Raw genomic sequence first — 16,580 nt, forward strand, 5'->3', positions numbered from 1 at the left:
CCTTAATCCTTACGGAACATCTTCAGCATGCGCTGAGTGACGGTGAAGCCGCCGAAGATGTTGATACTGGCAATCAGCACGGCGATGAACGCCAGCGCGGTGACCAGGGTCGACCCTTGCCCGATCTGCAGCAGGGCACCGACCACGATAATGCCGGAGATGGCATTGGTGACCGACATCAGCGGCGTGTGCAGGGCGTGAGAGACGTTCCACACCACGTAGTAACCGACCACACAGGCCAAGATGAATACGGTGAAGTGGGAGAGGAAGGCTGCCGGGGCAACGGAGGCGATCCAGCCGAAGGCGGCGATGCCGAGGGCACCGAACACGAACTTCTTGTTGGAAGGCTTGGCCTCTTCCTTCTTGGCGGCCGGTTTGGCGGCGGCCGGTTTCTGCGGAGCGGCAGAGACGGAGATGGCGGGCGGCGGGAAGGTCACTTCACCGGCCTGGATCACCGTCATGTTGCGCTGAACCACGTCTTCGAAGTCGATGGCAACGTTGCCGTCCTTCTCCTTGCACATCAGCTTCATCAGGTTGACCAGGTTGGTACCGTAGAGCTGGGAGGATTGGGCAGGCAGACGGCCCGGCAGATCGGTGTAACCGATCACCTTGACGCCGTTGGCGGTGAGATGCAGTTCGCCCGGCACTGTGTATTCACAGTTGCCGCCAGCCTGAGCGGCCATGTCCACGATGACGGAGCCCGGCTTCATGCTGTCGACCATCTCTTTGGTGATCAGCTTGGGAGCCGGCTTGCCCGGGATCAGGGCGGTGGTGATGATGATATCCACCTCTTTGGCCTGCTGGGCGAACAGCTCCATCTCGGCCTTGATGAACTCATCGGACATGACTTTGGCGTAACCATCGCTGGATGCACCGTCTTCGCCACCGAAGTCCAGCTTGAGGAATTCCCCACCCATGGATTCGATCTGCTCGGCCACTTCCAGACGGGTATCGAACGCACGCACGATGGCACCGAGGGAACCGGCCGTACCGATGGCGGCCAGACCGGCTACGCCGGCACCGATCACCAGTACCTTGGCAGGCGGCACTTTACCGGCTGCGGTGATTTGACCGGTGAAGAAGCGACCGAACTGGTGCGCAGCTTCAACAACGGCACGATAGCCACCGATGTTGGCCATGGAGGAGAGGGCATCGAGGGACTGGGCACGGGAGATCCGCGGCACCATATCCATCGCCATCACATTGATGTTGCGCTCGGACAGCTTCTTGACCAGCTCAGGGTTCTGGGCAGGCCAGATGAAGCTCACCAGAGTGGCGCCATCTTTAATTTGTGCGATCTCGGCATCGGTCGGCGCATTGACCTTGAAGATAAGGTCGGCTTGCCAGACATTCGGCACCACGCTGGCACCGGCAGCCTCGAAGGCGGCATCATCGAAGCTGGCCGACAGGCCTGCGCCGGTCTCGATGGCGACCTCGAAGCCGAGCTTTTTCAGCTGCTCGACGGTAGCCGGGGTCGCTGCGACCCGGGTCTCACCGACGAGACTCTCTCTCGGTATTCCAATCTGCATGACTATTCCCTGATGGTTAATAAACAATCGCTGCCCAGTGTCTCACTTCTGACGAAACAAGACATGACCAAAGTGCAGGTCCAGGGCTCTTTGTTATGAAAATCAGTAGGCTTTACCTCAACCTCCTGTCATGGTCAGGCCCCCGCTTTTCAGGCGCGAAGGTGATTAGTATCAAATTTTGGAGTTTTATTACAACCGCAGTCCCGACGGCACTCGTACAGAATTCAGCCCATCCCTGGCTACGATTAAAAAAAACAAACCAAATTAGAGGCTTATACCAGTAAAAACGGCTGAAAAAAGTGATCCAACCAGTCAAAAAAAATGTTTTACCGGCCCTCTATCTTAGCGTTTTTTGTTCTTACGAAATCCGCTTTCGTCTCACTTCTCGCAGCGAAACGCCGAAAAAGTAACATTTTCCCAACAAAAGCGGGGCCACTCAGCCGCCAGAAGGCGGGAGAGGGCCCCGGCAATTCAATCGTTTCGCCCGTTTGGCACCGATTGGCGGCCCTTACCAGGCCGCTTCATAAATATGCTGGCTCTGCACCAGATCGATGTCGCCGTGCTCGCCCAGACGGGTCATACCGTGCTCACCCAGCTTGCCGATCAGGGTGTCGATACCCAGATCTTTCAGACCGTAGTCGCGCAGTCGGGTCTTGACCCCCATCCGCTCGAAGAAGTCGCGGGTCGCGGCGATGGCATCGTCGATGCGCTCCGCTTCGCTGCCGCTGTTCAGACCCCACACCCGCTCTGCGTATTGCAGCAGCTTGGCATGTTTCTGTTTGCGCTTGGCCTGCAGCAGGGCAGGCAGCACCACCGCCAGAGTCTGGGCGTGGTCGAGGCCGTGCAGGGCAGTCAGCTCGTGACCCAGCATGTGGGTGGCCCAATCCTGCGGCACACCGGCACCGATCAGGCCGTTCAACGCCATGGTGGCGCTCCACATGATGTTGGCGCGCACCTCGTAGTTGTGCGGCTCGGCCAGCGCCTTGGGGCCCTCTTCGATCAGGGTCAGCAGCAAGCCTTCAGCGAAGCGATCCTGCACCTTGGCGTTGACCGGATAGGTGAGGTACTGCTCCACGATGTGGACGAACGCATCCACTACCCCGTTCGCCACCTGACGCTCGGGCAGGGTGTAGGTGAGCACCGGATCCAGCACGGCGAAACGCGGCATCACGAACGGCGAGAAGAAGTGCACCTTGTCGCCACTGCTGCGACGGGTGATGACGGCGCCCATATTCATTTCGGAACCGGTCGCTGGCAGGGTCAGCACGGAACCGAGCGGAATGGCGGAACGCACTTCGCTGCCGACGGTCTCGAGAATGTGCCAGGGATCCTTGGCCAAATCGTAGTGCGCAGCAGCGGCGATAAACTTGGTGCCATCGAGCACGGAGCCACCGCCAACGGCGAGCAGGAAGTCGACCCGCTCGGCACGGGCCAGCTCCACGGCGCCCATCAGGGTCTCGTAGGCCGGGTTCGGCTCGATGCCGCCAAATTCAAACAGGGTCATACCGGCCAGCTCGTTGCGGATCTGTTCCAGCAGGCCGCTGCGCACCACGCTGCCGCCACCGTAGGTGATCATGACGCGGGCATCGCTCGGAAGCTGCTCGCGCAGCTGGGCGATCTGCCCTTGGCCGAACAGGATTTTGGTCGGGGTATGGAGAGTAAAGTTGTTCATCGACATTGCCTTCTTCTGATAGTCAGGGCGGCCTGGCCGCGAAATCGTGATTGCATTTTTCTCCAGAACCACCCTACCATCAAGACAACATCCTGCTTGATTCTTGCCTATTTCTACAAAGCAGCGAAAACCGGAACTATCGAATCAAAGAGCGCCATGCAAAACCGTTACAGCGACCTCGCCGCCAGATTGACCCGCCACGTCACCGCCCCCGGCATCACCCCATCACCGGTGAAACAGGTCAACCTCATCTATACCACCGAGCACCATGGCCGCACCCCGGTGCTCTACCAACCGCGGATGATCGTGATCCTGCAGGGACACAAGGTGGGTTATCTGGCGGATCAGGTGTTTCGCTACGACCCCAACCACTATCTGCTGATGACCCTGCCACTCCCCTGCGAGTGCGAGTGCTTCGCCTCCCCCGAGCAGCCGCTTATCGGGTTTACCATCGAGATCGATCTGGTCACCCTGCAAGAGCTGCTGCTGGAGCTGGGCGATGCCTTGCCCGCCCCCGCGCCACAAAAGAGCGGCGTCCACTCGGTCCCCCTGTCGGAAACCATGTTCTGCGCCGCCGAGCGACTGATCGAGCTGATGGACAACCCGCTGCACGCCAGGGTGCTGGGACCGCAGACGGTGCGGGAGATGCTGTTTCACGCCCTCACCGAGGGGGGCGGCCCGGCGCTGCAGGCGCTCGCCAATCGCCACAACCATGTGGGCCAGATCGCCCGGGTGCTGCGTATGATAGAGTCCCGTTATGCCGACAACCTCACCATGGAGGAGCTGGCGCGGGAGGTGAACATGAGCGTCTCCGCCTTTCACCACCACTTCAAGGCGGTCACTGCCACCTCGCCGCTGCAGTACATCAAGTCGTTTCGCCTGCACAAGGCGCGGATGATGATGCTGCACGACGGTATCAAGGCGGGTACCGCGGCGGCCAGAGTCGGTTACGAGAGCAACTCCCAGTTCAGTCGGGAGTACAAGCGCTTCTTCGGCAGCACGCCGACGGATCAGGCCTCCCGCTTCCGGGATGGCCAGCTGCGCATCATCGAGGGATAACAACAGAGGGATTACTTATGCGTTCACTGCTTTGCCTGTTCACCGCTTTGCTGCTGACAGCCTGTACCGGGATTGCCGATGGCATCCGCCCCGTTACCGGCTTCCAGCTCGATCGTTATCTCGGTACCTGGTACGAAATCGCCCGCCTCGACCACAGCTTCGAGCGGGGGCTGGAGCAGGTGAGCGCCACCTACAGCCTGCGGGACGATGGCGGCGTCAAGGTGCTCAACCGCGGCAAGCAGAGCGATGGCAGCTGGCGCGAAGCCGAGGGCAAGGCCTACTTCGTCGGCAACCCGGACGAGGCGCGGCTCAAGGTGAGCTTCTTCGGCCCCTTCTACGGCGGCTACAACGTCATCGAGCTTGATCCCGATTACCAGCTCTCGCTGGTGACCAGCTACAACCACGACTACCTCTGGATCCTCTCCCGCTCACCCAACCCACCCAAGGCGAAGGTGGATGCGCTGATCGCCAAGGCGAAATCGCTGGGCTTTGCCACCGACCAGCTGATTTGGGTCAAGCAGACCCCCTGAGACAGCACCGGTGGCGATGCCGTCGCCACCGGTTCTCTCCGCCTCTCCCTTTCACTTTCCTCACCCCAGCTCCGCACAACCACAGTCATACCCAGCCATTCGCTGACGGTTGCCAGATAGACATTGCGCAACAATCCCCATCACCCACCAACGGAAGAGAATAGCGATCATATTGTCAGCCCAATATTGTCGCCAGGCACCCCAAAATAATCTGAATGACTGATTAGGGGGCAAAAAATAGCCTGGACGGTGCAGGACTCACCATTTACCAGCGAACAATAAACCGGCAAAAACCCCCAATAGAAAACCAATCGAATCCCTTTTTGGGGATTTTTTGTTGCCATCGCAGTAACCAGATGATAAACAGCTCGGCCACCCCAAAATGCATATAAATATTCACTTTAACGAGGTGATTAATTGGAATTTATTAAATTAAGCGGAATTCTTATTATTTTATTGGGATTTTATTTCAAACTCGACACTCTGGCCGTCGTACTGGTGGCCGCCGTCACCACGGCGCTGGTCTCCGGTCTCTCCATGACCGATTGCCTCTCCCTGCTGGGGGAAGCCTTCGTCTCCAACCGCATGGTGACACTGTTTCTGCTGACCCTGCCGATGATCGGCATCTGTGAACGCTACGGCCTCAAACAGCAGGCGGTCACCCTGATCGAACGGATCAAGAAGCTCACCCCGGGCAAGTTCATGACCCTCTATATGTTTATCCGCGAACTGGCCGGTCTCTTCTCGGTGCGGGTTCAGGGTCACACCCAATTTATTCGTCCGCTGGTCAACCCCATGACTCAGGCAGCCGCCACCAAGGTGCACGGCAAATTAAGCGAAGAGGACGAGGAATATATCAAGGCGCGGGTTTCCGCCACCGAAAACTACGGCAACTTCTTTGCCCAGAATACCTTCGTCGCCTCAGCCGGGGTATTGCTGATCGTCGGCACATTTGAATCTCTTGGATATAGCGTCTCTGCCGTCGATATTGCCAAGGCATCCATGCCGATCGCCATTATCGCCCTGCTGATGGTGGCTATTTCCAATATGTGGTTTGACCGTCAGATGGCCAAGACATATACCGTGAGCAGCGACAAGGAGGGGCAACAATAATGGCGACCCTCATCCCCAACATGCTCGAATTCTTTTATGTGCTGATCGGCGTCATCCTGTTCAGCAGCGCCTGGCGCGTCCTGCGTGACCCCAGCCACCCGGCCAAAATCGGTACCGCCCTGTTCTGGACCATTCTGGGTGTACTGTTTGCCTTCGGCAGCTATATCCCCAATGTCATCAATGGCGTGCTGATCCTCGCCATGGGGGTCATCACCCTGCTCAAGCAGGTGAAGATCGGCAAGCTGGAGCAGGCGAGCGAGGAGGAGTCCCAGCGCCACGCCAGCCGCATCGGCAACCGGATCTTCCTCCCCTGCATCCTGCTGGCCGTGCTGGCGGTGGTGATCGCCCAGTTCACCCCCCTTGGCGGTCAGGTCGGTATCGGTCTGGCGGCGGTCATCGCCTTCGTCATCACGGTACTGCTGACTCGTGCCACCCCCTCTACCGTAGTGGGTGACTCCGACCGGATGATCCAGCAGGTCGGCATTACCGGCATTCTGCCGCAACTGCTGGCCGCGCTCGGGGTGATCTTCAACAAATCCGGCGTGGGCGATGTCATCTCCCACGGGATCTCCGCCGTGGTGCCGGTCGGCAGCCCCTTCGTCGGGGTGGTGGCCTACTGCCTCGGCATGATGGTCTTCACCATGATCATGGGCAACGCCTATGCTGCCTTCACCGTCATCACCGCCGGCATCGGCATCCCCTTCGTCATCGCCCAGGGCGGTGACCCGGTGGTGGCCGGTGCGCTGGCGATGACCGCCGGCTTCTGCGGCACCCTGATGACCCCCATGGCCGCCAACTTCAACGCCCTGCCCGCCGCCCTGCTGGAGATGAAGGATCTCAACAAGGTGATCAAGGTGCAGGTACCGATGGCGCTGACGCTGGTGCTGATCCATATCGCACTCATGTATTTCTGGGCATTCTGACCATTCGGGAGAAGATGATGAAAGTACTGATTACCGGTTTTGACCCCTTCGGCGGCGAGCCCATCAACCCGGCATGGGAGGCGGTCAAACGCCTGCCAGAGACAATTCTGGACGCCACCGTGATCAAGGCGCAGATCCCCACCGTATTCGGCAAGTCAGCCACCCTGCTGGCGGAGCTGATGCGCCAGCACCAGCCTGACGTAGTGATCAACGTCGGTCAGGCAGGCGGCCGCTTCGCCATTACCCCGGAGCGCGTCGCCATCAACATCGACGATGCCCGCATCCCCGACAACGAGCAGCAGCAGCCCATCGACGAAGTGATTCAGGCCGATGGCGCACCGGCCTACTTCTCCCGTCTGCCCCTCAAGGGGATGGCGCAGCGCATCAAGGAGAACGGTATTCCGGCGGCGGTCTCCAACACCGCCGGTACCTTCGTCTGCAACCACATCATGTATCAGCTGCACTACCTGATTGAGAAAGAGTTCCCGGCGGTGCGTGGCGGCTTTATCCACGTTCCCTACATCACCGAGCAGGTAGCGGACAAGGTGAACCAGCCCTGCCTCGCCATGAGCGAGATTACCCGCGCGCTGGCGCTGGCCATCGAGGCGGTGGTGCTGCAGCAGGATGGCGATATCAAGGTCGTGGGCGGCGAGATCTCATGAGCCTTTGCCAGCCACGCCCGCTGTTCGTCTACGGCAGCCTGATGGACGGGCTGTTCAACTACCGCCGCTATCTGGCTCACCACGTGAGCCAGACGCCGCGACGCGCCCGGGTGCGCGGTGCCCTCTATCACCTGCAGCACAAGGGCTATCCGGCCCTGCTGCAGGGGGATGACTGGGTCTATGGCGAGCTGTTTGTGCTGGACGACTTCCCTGCCGCCATCGCGGCGCTCGACGAGATGGAGAACTTCCACGGCGAGGATGATCCCCAGAGCGAATATCTGCGCCAGCTCATCGAGGTGGAGATCTTCGACCCGGTGCAGGGGCGTTATGTCGGCCAGCAGCAGGCCTACCACTACCGCTACGTGGTGCAGCACGATCCCAAATGGCAGCAGGGCAAGCACTACCTGCCCGACGGCAACTGGCGCGCCTTCCATCTGGCGCAGCTGGAGAGCGCAGCCTGACGGTCAGCGACAATAACAAAGGGCAGCCCGCGGGCTGCCCTTTCTGTTGCTGGCGTGGCGGGATGTTAAAGCCGGAAGCGGCCGATCTCCTGCTCCAGCCGCTCGGTCAACGACTTGAGTTCGGCCGCCTGCGCCGCCTCGCTGCCCGCCTGCTCGGCCAGCTCTTGTGAGACGTGGCGGATATTCTCGGTATTGCGGCTGATCTCGCCGGTCACCGAAGTCTGCTCCTCGGCCGCTGCGGCGATCTGGGTCGCCATGTCGCTGATGGAGCCGATCGCCTCGTTGATCCGGGCAAGGCTCTGGTTGGCCGCTTCCGCATCCTCGACGCTGGTACCCGCCAGCTGACGGCTGGTCTCCATGCCACCCACGGCGCGACGGGTGGTCTGCTGCAGGGTCTCGATCATCTGCTGGATCTCGTCGGTGGAGTCGTGGGTGCGGCGTGACAGCACCCGCACCTCGTCCGCGACTACCGCAAAACCGCGGCCCTGCTCACCGGCCCGGGCCGCCTCGATGGCGGCGTTGAGCGCCAGCAGGTTGGTCTGCTCGGCGATGCCGCTGATGGTCGCCAGAATGCCGCTGATCTTCTGGGCATGGCTGTCGAGCTCGTTGATGATCTGGCTGGCATCGGCCACTTCGTCCGCCAGACCGGTAATGCTGCGCTGACTCTGGCCAACCTGGGATTGACCGGCGACCGCCAGTGCAACCGCATCGGTGGCGGTAGTGGCGGCAAACTCGGCGTTACCGGCGATCTCCTGGGTAGCGGAGGCCATCTCGGTCACCGCGGTCGCCACCATCACGATCTCGTCCTGCTGCTGGCGCACCCGCTGGCTGCGGGCCTGCGCCCCGGCCGCCTGTGCGCGGGACTGTGCCGCCAGCTCGACGGTCACATCCCGCAACCGGCTGACGATGCCGTGCAGCCGCGCCACAAACTGGTTGAAATTCTGTGCCAGCTGGCCCACCTCATCCTTGCTGTGGGTGTTGATGTGAACGGTGAGATCCCCCTCGCCGTGGGCAATGTCGTGCAGGGCGTGCGCGACCCGACCGAGATCGGCGAACAGGTATTTGAAGGTGGCAGTGAGCAGAGCGCTGAATACCAGCATCAGCACCAGAGTCAGCCCCACCAGCTCCCACAGCAGGCTGCTGAGCGGCGCCTCCAGCACATCGCGATACATCACCATGGCCAGCAGCCAGTCGGTGCCCGGCACCGGTTGTACCGCCAGAAGCACATCCCGCCCGTCGAGGGTGGCGGCGTGCAGCTCGCTGTTTTCGCGACCCCACTGCTGGAAGGTGGCGGCAGAGAGTCCCGGCGCCAGCTCGGCGATGGGCTTGAGTGCCAGATCCTTCTGCGGATGGCCGACGATGAGGCCGCTGCTGTCGAGCAGCATGGCGTAGCCCTCACCCTGCACCTTCATCGCCAGTACTTCGTCGATCAGCTTGTCGAGCGCCAGGTTGGCCCCCACGGCGCCGACCAGCTCCCCCTGATGGCGCACCGGCTCGGAGAGAGTAACCACCAGCTTCTGCATGGTGACGCTGACATAGGGGGCTGTGACGATCAGCTGCCCCGCCTTCACCGCATCCTGATACCAGGGGCGCTCGCGCGGGTCATAGTTGCCGGTGTTGAGGGAGGGATCCTGCCGGGTCATCACCCCCTGCGCGGAGCCAAAATAGGTGAGGCCGAAGCCGCCGGAGGTGTAGGCCTGCTTCAGGTGCGGCACCAGCTCGGCTTGGGGGTTATCGCTGATCAGGTTGACCAGCGCATGGACGGTGTTCTTGCGATCCGTCATCCAGTCGCCGATGGCGACCGAGTAGGCGTGGCCATAGTTGACCGCCTCGCTCTGGATGGCGCTCATGGTGCGGGATTTTAGGGTGTGAAAGGCAACGATGCCGAGCAGTGATGCCATCAGCAGCACTACGCCAAGACTGGTGGCCAGCAGCTTGCCGCGCAGAGAGAGGGTCATGACGACGAATCCTTGTTGTTGTGTCAGGCAGGGAAAACCCTGATGTATCAAAGGCTATCGGCCGCAATATGAACAGACTTTAGTGAATCTGTATATTTTCCCATCTATCAACAACAGAACGCGCTATTCGTGTGAACCAGATCGCTATTCCATGCTACTGACTCTTGTAACAACAAAGCAGCAGGCCGCCCGAAGGCGGCCTGTCACTTACCCCTGATATGCACCGGCGGAGTAGGTCAGCTCATAGCTGTGGCTGTAGATCTCGATGATGTTGCCGAAGGGATCTTCCATGTAGACCATGCGGTAGGGTTTCTCGCCCGGGTAGTACTCGCGCACCGGCATCCGCTGCTTGCCGCCCGCCGCGACGATGCGCGCCGCCAGCCCCTCGACATCCGGATCCTGAACGCTGAAGTGGAACACCCCGGTCTTCCAGAATTCGAAGTTGTTCTCACGGCGCTCGCTGTTGGGAAACTCGAACAGCTCGATGCCGATCTTGTCGCCGGTGGAGAGATGAGCGATACGGAAGGAGCCCCAGCCCGGGCCAAACACGTCGTTGCACATCACGCCGATGGCGGAGTTATCCTCGGTGATGGTGGTCGCCGGCATGATGAGATACCAGCCCATCACCTTGGTATAGAACTCGACCGCTTTGTCGAGGTCAGTCACCGTGATGCCGATGTGGGAGAAGTTGCGCGGGTAAGTCATAAGTCACCTTGAAATTGTGTGTGGGAAACAGGTGACATGATAGGAAGAGGCGCCATAATGAAAAATAAGGTCAAACTAATGGAAGACATAAATTAAATTTATGGTTAATCCACTCTGGCTCCACACCCTGGTGGTGGTGCATGAAACCGGCAGCTTTACCCGCGCCGCCGAGCGGCTGGATCTCACCCAGGCCGCCGTCAGTCAGCATATCTCGCGTCTCGAGGCCGAATTTGGCACCCTGCTGCTGCGCAAGCCCCGTCAGCTGGAGCTCACTCCGCGCGGGTTGGTGCTGCTCGACTTCGCCCGCCAGCAGGAGCAGGCCGCCGAACAGCTGCGAGCGCGCCTCTCTGACGATGACCCTCACCGCGGCGCCATCACCCTGTCCACCCCGGGCAGCATCGGTCTGCTGCTCTATCCCCTGCTGCTCGACCAGCAACAGGAGCACCCCGGACTCACCATCCAGCACCGCTTTGCCCCCACCCCCGACATAGTGCAGGCGGTACTGGCAGGGCGCAGCGATCTGGGACTGGTGGATCAACCGCCGGAGCACCCCAGCATCGCCGCCGAGCCCTTCGCCCGCGAACCCCTCTGTCTGGTGGTGCCCAACGATGGCGAGGAGCAGAGCTGGCAGCACCTCTGTCAGCTCGGCTTTATCGACCATCCGGATGGCCGCAGCATGGCTCAGCGCCTGTTGGGACGACGCTACCCCGGCCAGCGCGTTGACGAGATCCCCCTGCGCGGCTTTACCAACCAGATCGGCCTGATCCTGGAGCCGGTCGCCCGTGGCCTTGGCTTTACCGTGCTGCCCCGCTTCGCCGTCACCGCCTTTGCCCAACAGGAGAAGATCCGGGTGATCCAGAGCAGTATTGAGGTGATCGACACCCTCTGGCTGATCTACCGCGCCGAGTGGCCGCTCCCCGCCCGCCACCAGCGGCTGGTCACCGTCCTGCAACAGCGGGTTGCAGCACACTGAACGCTCTTGCGGCAGACATCGAGATCAATGTGGCCACAGTCACCGGACGGCTAACCGCAAGAAGAAAAAGAGAAAGGAGAGAGGGATAAATTGGCGAACGCCGGAAATGCGAAAGGCCAGCTCAATGAGCTGGCCTTTCTGAAAATGGCAGGGGCGGCAGGACTCGAACCCGCAACCATCGGTTTTGGAGACCGCTGTTCTACCAATTGGAACTACGCCCCTGCAACAAACGAGGCGTAGTATACAAAGTGGAGATCAAAGGTAAAGGCTTTTTTTACGCTTTCGATGCGATTGCACAAATCCCGAACAAGTCGCGGTTGTTTATGCAGCGAAGCGGGATAACTTGCTGTATTTGCAGCCCTGCCGGGGTAGGAATGGGACATTAATGGGGGTAGGGTGAAATCAGGTACCGGGAGGCCACTTATGCTCAATTACCGACTGCTCCAACAACTGGCGCCCCTCAACTTCAGGGATGAACGCAAAACAGAGTCCCTGCCCGCCTATCTTGAACGGGTCGCACCACTGGTGCCCTTTATTCCTGAAAATGTGCTCTCCCAGTGGATTTACCGTCATTGGCGCGGTTTTGAGTCCAACTGGAGCTTTATCGATCTCGCCAACCATCAGTTCACCTGTGAAAGCTGGCCCACCGCCCAACTGGTGGATCAGGTGGACTCCCGCCATATGGAGGTGATCGAGCGCTGGGGCGAGATGCTGTGCAGCAACCGCTATGTGCGTCGCTCATGGCTCGGCGAGAAGATGCTGAGCGAAGGCACCTGGCCCGAACCTGTCATCGTGCTGGTGCCGGAAGAGGGAGCCAGCTACCCGAACGGTCATCCCCTACCCCGCCCCTACTGCCTGCTGGAAGGACACCACAGACTCGGTTATTTGCGCGCCATGGCCCGCGATGGGGAATCGCTGCAAGAGACGCACAAGGTGTGGATTTGTCGTCATGTTTCCGTCACTTAAACGTTTTTCATGCTGAAATTGGCATCATAAATAAAATTTTGACAATTAAAAAAGCGGCCCTATAATCTGTCCGGTTTTGAAAAAGGTCGGGACGAAACGATGCAGTTTTTGATTCAGAAAACAGCCTTGCAGACGGGTGGTGCGCACCAGAGCGGCCCCGTTGTTTCCGGTTCCCACCCCAACGATCCCCAGTTATTTTTAAAAAAAGCCCCTGTTTCAGGGGCTTTTTTTTGTGCCCGAAAAACCTCCAATGATGTCAAAGGGAATGCAGACGATGACCAATCCACTCTATAAGAAACATGTCATCTCCATTTCGGACCTGACCCGGTCAGAAATGGAACTGGTAGTCTCAACCGCACAACGGTTGAAGGCTGAACCTGACACCAGCCTGTTGAAAGACAAGCTGGTTGCCAGCTGCTTCTTCGAAGCCTCCACCCGCACCCGCCTCTCGTTCGAGACCGCGGTACAGCGCCTTGGCGGCAACATCATCGGCTTCGCCGACGGTGGCAACACCAGCGCCAAGAAGGGCGAGACGCTGGCTGACTCCATCAAGATCATCGGCTCCTACTCGGATGCGGTGGTGATGCGCCACCCGAAAGAGGGCGCGGCCCGTCTGGCCTCCGAGTTCTCCCGCGTGCCGGTCATCAACGGCGGCGACGGCTCCAACCAGCATCCGAGCCAGACCCTGCTCGACCTGTTCACCATCCATGAGACCCAGGGCCGTCTGGACAACCTCAACGTCGCCTTCGTCGGTGACCTGAAATATGGCCGCACCGTGCACTCGCTGGCCCAGGCCCTCAGCCTGTTCAACTGCCGCTTCTTCTTCATCTCCCCGGAAGCGCTGGCGATGCCGGACTACATCTGCGAAGAGCTGGAAGAGAAGGGCATCCAGTTCAGCGTCCACCAGACCATGGAAGAGGTGATGCCGGAGCTGGACATCCTCTACATGACCCGCGTCCAGAAAGAGCGCTTCGACGAGACCGAATACAAGCACATGGCCGCCAAGTTCATTCTGGAGCTGGCGACCCTGGAAGGGGCCAAGCCCACCATGAAGATCCTGCATCCCCTGCCCCGCGTCGACGAGATCGATGTGGCGGTCGACAAGACTCCCCACGCTTGCTACTTCCAGCAGGCGGAGAACGGGGTCTATGCACGCCAGGCGCTGCTGGCACTGGTACTGAACGAAACTGTCTGAGCTTAGGGGAATATCATGTCTGACAAGAACCAACTGCAAGTCGAAGCCATCCGTCACGGCTCCGTCATCGATCACATCCCCGCTGGCCAGGGCATCAAGATCCTCAAGCTGTTCCAGCTGGTTGAAACCCAGGAGCGGATCACCGTCGGCTTCAACCTGAAATCCGGCGCGCTGGGCAAGAAGGATCTCATCAAGATTGAGAACACCCGCCTGACCGAGCAACAGGCCAACCAGCTGGCGCTGTTCGCCCCGAAAGCGACCGTCAACATCATCGAAGACTTCAATGTGGTGAAGAAGCACCAGCTGGAGCTGCCTGAGTTCATCGCCGGCGTGTTCCACTGCCCCAACTCCAACTGCATCTCCCATAACGAGCCGGTTGACAGCTACTTCCGGGTGCGCGAAGTGAAAGGCGTGGTGCGGATGAAGTGCAAATATTGCGAGAAGTCCTTCACTCAAGACATCGTCAGCGAGCGTTACTGATATCTGATTGGGCCCCGCGGGGCCCATTTTTGAACCCTGTCACATCACCGAATTTCCAGTCAGCTATAATTTGCCATCGCAAGATGGTAATGCCCGCTCATTCCCTGCATATAGATTGATTATCAGTGTTTTTGCCTGATAACTGACTGCTATGGCAGATATCGCGCGTTTACCTCCGGTCATCATCAAAGGAATTCGCCGTGGTCAAAACCCTCAGTCGTCCCGTTGCCCAAGAGCCCGATCTGGCCCAGCTGGATGCCTGTCGCCAGATCATCGGTCAGCACTGCTACAGCACCCAGGAAGAGATCCGCCGCGAGCTGTCGGAGCGCGGCTTTGCCGACATCAGCCAATCCACCATCTCCCGTCTGCTGCGCCGTCTCGGCGTGGCCAAGGCACAGAATGCCAACGGCAAGAAGGTCTACACCCTGGTCGATGAGCAGCTGGAGCCCGCCGGCAGTACCCGCTCGATCCACGACATGGTGCGCGAAGTGGTACACAACCAGCAGATGGTGCTGATCCACACCACTCCGGGGGCCGCCACCGTGGTGGCTCGCCTGCTGGATCGCAACGCCAATCCCGAGATCATGGGCGCCGTCGCGGGCAATGACGTGGTGCTGGTCGCGCCGCGCCACATCAGCCGCACCCGTCAGGCCCACGCCGCCGTAGTGCGCACACTGGCGCAGGCCCGCTAAGCTCTCTCCCCCAAATGCACTGAGGCGACCCGCGGGTCGCCTTTTTGTTGCCTGCTATTTTGTGCCCATCACTTCTTGCGCCCATAAAAAACGGGAGCCCGCAGGCTCCCGTTTCATCTTGCTTGTCATCTCTCAGGAGAGCACGGCGCCCAGACTCAGGCAGACCACGATCAGCACGGTCAGGATAGCGAGCAGCGGAGCCACCCACTTCAGCCAGCGTACATAAGGCACCTTGGCGATGGCCAGACCGCCCATCACTACGGCGGAGGTCGGGGTCACCAGGTTCACCAGACCGGAGGCAGACTGGTAAGCTGTCACCACCAGGTCGCGGCCCACGTTGGCGAAGTCGGCCAGCGGCGCCATGATCGGCATGGTCAGTACGGCCAGACCGGAGGAGGACGGCACCAGGAAGGAGAGCACCACTTCCAGCACGAACATCACATTGATAAAGACGATGGTGGAGAGGCCAGTCACGATCCCTTCTGCACTGTGCAAAATAGTGTGAGTGATCATGCCGTTATCCATCACCACCACGATACCGCGGGCGATACCGATGATCAGCGCCACACCCAGCAGGTCGCGGGCACCGTCGATAAAGTTGGAGGTCAGCTCCTCCTCGCTCATGCGGGAGATGAGACCAACGATGATGGCGGCAGCCAGGAACACGCCGGAGATCTGCGCCATCCACCAGCCCAACACGGCCACACCGTAGATCATCACGGCAAAGGCGGCGACGAAGATACCCAGCACGATTTTACGGGTCAGGGTGAACTCCAGCATCTGGTCGCTCTTGTTGCCAAGGAAGTGGGCACGGTTCTCTTCCCACTTGTCAGCCACCAGGGATTTGCTCGGATCGCTGCGCACCATCTTGGCGTAACGCATGACGTAGGCAACGCAGAGCAGCCAACCGGCAACCAGCATAGCAACGCGCAGCCAGATACCGTCGGTGAAGGAGATACCGGCGGCGTTGGCGGCAATAACAGTCGCAAACGGGTTGATGGTGGAACCGAGAGTACCGATACCGGCACCTAGCAATACGGTTGCAGCCGCCACCACAGGGTCGAAGCGTGCGGCCATCATCACCGGTACCAGCAGGGTGTAGAAAGGCAGCGACTCTTCGGCCATCCCGTAGATGGTGCCGCCTGCGGCGAACAGCGCCATCAGGATCGGGATCATCCACTCTTCCCGGCCGCGCAGGCGGTCGGTCACACGTTCAATACCGGCATCGATGGCACCTGTCTTGGTCACAATGCCAAGAAAACCACCGATGATCAGGATAAAGAGGGAGACGTCGATGGCGCCTGCCTCATAGGTGTCGTGGTTGTAGAGGCCATCGATAGGTGCCAGCAGCACGTCGACGATCCCCTGGGGATTCCCCTCCACCAGTTTGTAGGTACCCGCCACCGGCACTTCTTTGCCGAGGGCTTCGTTCATGGTCATCTCATATTTGCCGGCCGGCACTATCCAGCTCAGGGCGGCCACCAGGGCGATCAGCACAAACAGTATCGTGTAGGCTGACGGGAACTTGAATTTGGTCATGGTCCAGCTTCCTTCTGTGGGTGTGGTATCCATGCAGGCTGCGGGTTGTAGGGTTAGAGGTATTATGCCGCTGTCACATGGTCGAAAAGCCGGGGGTCGCCCCCCGGCACCACTACTGCGACC

At 59.9% G+C, this 16,580-nt stretch carries 17 protein-coding genes and 1 tRNA gene; 12 read left to right on the plus strand and 6 right to left on the minus strand.

The genetic code is table 11. The features are described from left to right. Positions 1-2 precede the first annotated feature (2 nt). The gene (pntA, locus tag G5253_RS10040; protein WP_266135222.1) at positions 3-1,529 is read right to left on the minus strand and encodes a Re/Si-specific NAD(P)(+) transhydrogenase subunit alpha; all 1,527 of its coding nucleotides are present in this window, start codon (positions 1,527-1,529) and stop codon (positions 3-5) included. Between the two features lie 508 nt (positions 1,530-2,037). Next, positions 2,038-3,201, minus strand: coding sequence for an alcohol dehydrogenase (yqhD, locus tag G5253_RS10045; RefSeq protein ID WP_040070066.1), 1,164 nt, complete (start codon positions 3,199-3,201; stop codon positions 2,038-2,040). A gap of 156 nt (positions 3,202-3,357) precedes the next feature. On the opposite strand from yqhD, the gene G5253_RS10050 reads away from it, so the two are divergent. From G5253_RS10050 to G5253_RS10075, 6 genes are all read left to right on the plus strand, one after another. Beyond that, complete coding sequence (locus tag G5253_RS10050) at positions 3,358-4,260, plus strand: AraC family transcriptional regulator (protein ID WP_019446575.1); 903 nt, start codon at positions 3,358-3,360, stop codon at positions 4,258-4,260. 17 nt (positions 4,261-4,277) lie between these two features. Beyond that, the gene (locus G5253_RS10055) at positions 4,278-4,790 is read left to right on the plus strand and encodes a lipocalin family protein (RefSeq protein ID WP_216979911.1); all 513 of its coding nucleotides are present in this window, start codon (positions 4,278-4,280) and stop codon (positions 4,788-4,790) included. 417 nt (positions 4,791-5,207) lie between these two features. Then, the gene (locus G5253_RS10060) at positions 5,208-5,903 is read left to right on the plus strand and encodes a DUF969 domain-containing protein (RefSeq protein WP_005341931.1); all 696 of its coding nucleotides are present in this window, start codon (positions 5,208-5,210) and stop codon (positions 5,901-5,903) included. Beyond that, a complete protein-coding gene (locus G5253_RS10065; protein ID WP_266135223.1) occupies positions 5,903-6,826 on the plus strand; it encodes a DUF979 domain-containing protein in 924 nt (307 codons plus the stop codon). Before G5253_RS10060 ends, G5253_RS10065 begins: the two co-directional genes overlap by 1 nt. A gap of 14 nt (positions 6,827-6,840) precedes the next feature. Next, positions 6,841-7,488, plus strand: a complete 648-nt coding sequence (gene pcp, locus G5253_RS10070; RefSeq protein WP_254204540.1) for a pyroglutamyl-peptidase I — start codon at positions 6,841-6,843, stop codon at positions 7,486-7,488. After that, positions 7,485-7,949: a gamma-glutamylcyclotransferase family protein gene (locus tag G5253_RS10075; RefSeq protein WP_215806574.1), complete on the plus strand. Its 465-nt coding sequence runs from the start codon at positions 7,485-7,487 to the stop codon at positions 7,947-7,949. The genes pcp and G5253_RS10075 overlap by 4 nt, the downstream gene beginning before the upstream one ends. 65 nt (positions 7,950-8,014) lie before the next feature. Here the strand turns inward: G5253_RS10075 and G5253_RS10080 are convergent, their stop codons facing one another. Together G5253_RS10080 and G5253_RS10085 are read right to left on the minus strand one after the other, a co-directional pair. Continuing rightward, entirely contained in the window at positions 8,015-9,907 is a 1,893-nt protein-coding gene (locus tag G5253_RS10080) for a methyl-accepting chemotaxis protein (RefSeq protein WP_128815732.1), read from the minus strand. A gap of 207 nt (positions 9,908-10,114) precedes the next feature. Then, the gene (locus G5253_RS10085) at positions 10,115-10,612 is read right to left on the minus strand and encodes a lactoylglutathione lyase family protein (RefSeq protein WP_266135224.1); all 498 of its coding nucleotides are present in this window, start codon (positions 10,610-10,612) and stop codon (positions 10,115-10,117) included. 100 nt (positions 10,613-10,712) lie between these two features. Here G5253_RS10085 and G5253_RS10090 point away from each other — a divergent pair, with 100 nt between their 5' ends. Then, entirely contained in the window at positions 10,713-11,585 is an 873-nt protein-coding gene (locus tag G5253_RS10090; protein WP_266135225.1) for a LysR family transcriptional regulator, read from the plus strand. A gap of 145 nt (positions 11,586-11,730) precedes the next feature. Here G5253_RS10090 and G5253_RS10095 read toward each other — a convergent pair. Then, positions 11,731-11,807 (minus strand) — tRNA-Trp (locus G5253_RS10095). 201 nt (positions 11,808-12,008) lie between these two features. Here G5253_RS10095 and G5253_RS10100 point away from each other — a divergent pair. The 5 genes from G5253_RS10100 (at position 12,009) to G5253_RS10120 (ending at position 14,918) form a co-directional block, all read left to right on the plus strand. After that, the gene (locus G5253_RS10100; protein ID WP_266135226.1) at positions 12,009-12,551 is read left to right on the plus strand and encodes a hypothetical protein; all 543 of its coding nucleotides are present in this window, start codon (positions 12,009-12,011) and stop codon (positions 12,549-12,551) included. 99 nt (positions 12,552-12,650) lie between these two features. Then, a complete protein-coding gene (locus tag G5253_RS10105) occupies positions 12,651-12,845 on the plus strand; it encodes a hypothetical protein (protein ID WP_013724188.1) in 195 nt (64 codons plus the stop codon). Continuing rightward, the gene (gene pyrB, locus G5253_RS10110) at positions 12,826-13,746 is read left to right on the plus strand and encodes an aspartate carbamoyltransferase (protein WP_005339735.1); all 921 of its coding nucleotides are present in this window, start codon (positions 12,826-12,828) and stop codon (positions 13,744-13,746) included. Before G5253_RS10105 ends, pyrB begins: the two co-directional genes overlap by 20 nt. A 15-nt stretch (positions 13,747-13,761) precedes the next feature. After that, positions 13,762-14,226 (plus strand): aspartate carbamoyltransferase regulatory subunit, encoded by a 465-nt coding sequence (gene pyrI, locus G5253_RS10115; RefSeq protein ID WP_005339730.1) that lies wholly within the window; start codon positions 13,762-13,764, stop codon positions 14,224-14,226. 200 nt (positions 14,227-14,426) lie between these two features. Next, a complete protein-coding gene (locus tag G5253_RS10120) occupies positions 14,427-14,918 on the plus strand; it encodes an arginine repressor (RefSeq protein ID WP_005339728.1) in 492 nt (163 codons plus the stop codon). Positions 14,919-15,050: 132 nt separating this feature from the next. Here G5253_RS10120 and G5253_RS10125 read toward each other — a convergent pair whose 3' ends face one another. Continuing rightward, the gene (locus G5253_RS10125) at positions 15,051-16,457 is read right to left on the minus strand and encodes a YfcC family protein (RefSeq protein ID WP_201943563.1); all 1,407 of its coding nucleotides are present in this window, start codon (positions 16,455-16,457) and stop codon (positions 15,051-15,053) included. Between the last annotated feature and the right edge of the window lie 123 nt (positions 16,458-16,580).

It is taken from the genome of Aeromonas sp. 602658, from assembly GCF_049173005.1.
Taxonomy (GTDB): domain Bacteria; phylum Pseudomonadota; class Gammaproteobacteria; order Enterobacterales; family Aeromonadaceae; genus Aeromonas; species Aeromonas veronii_A.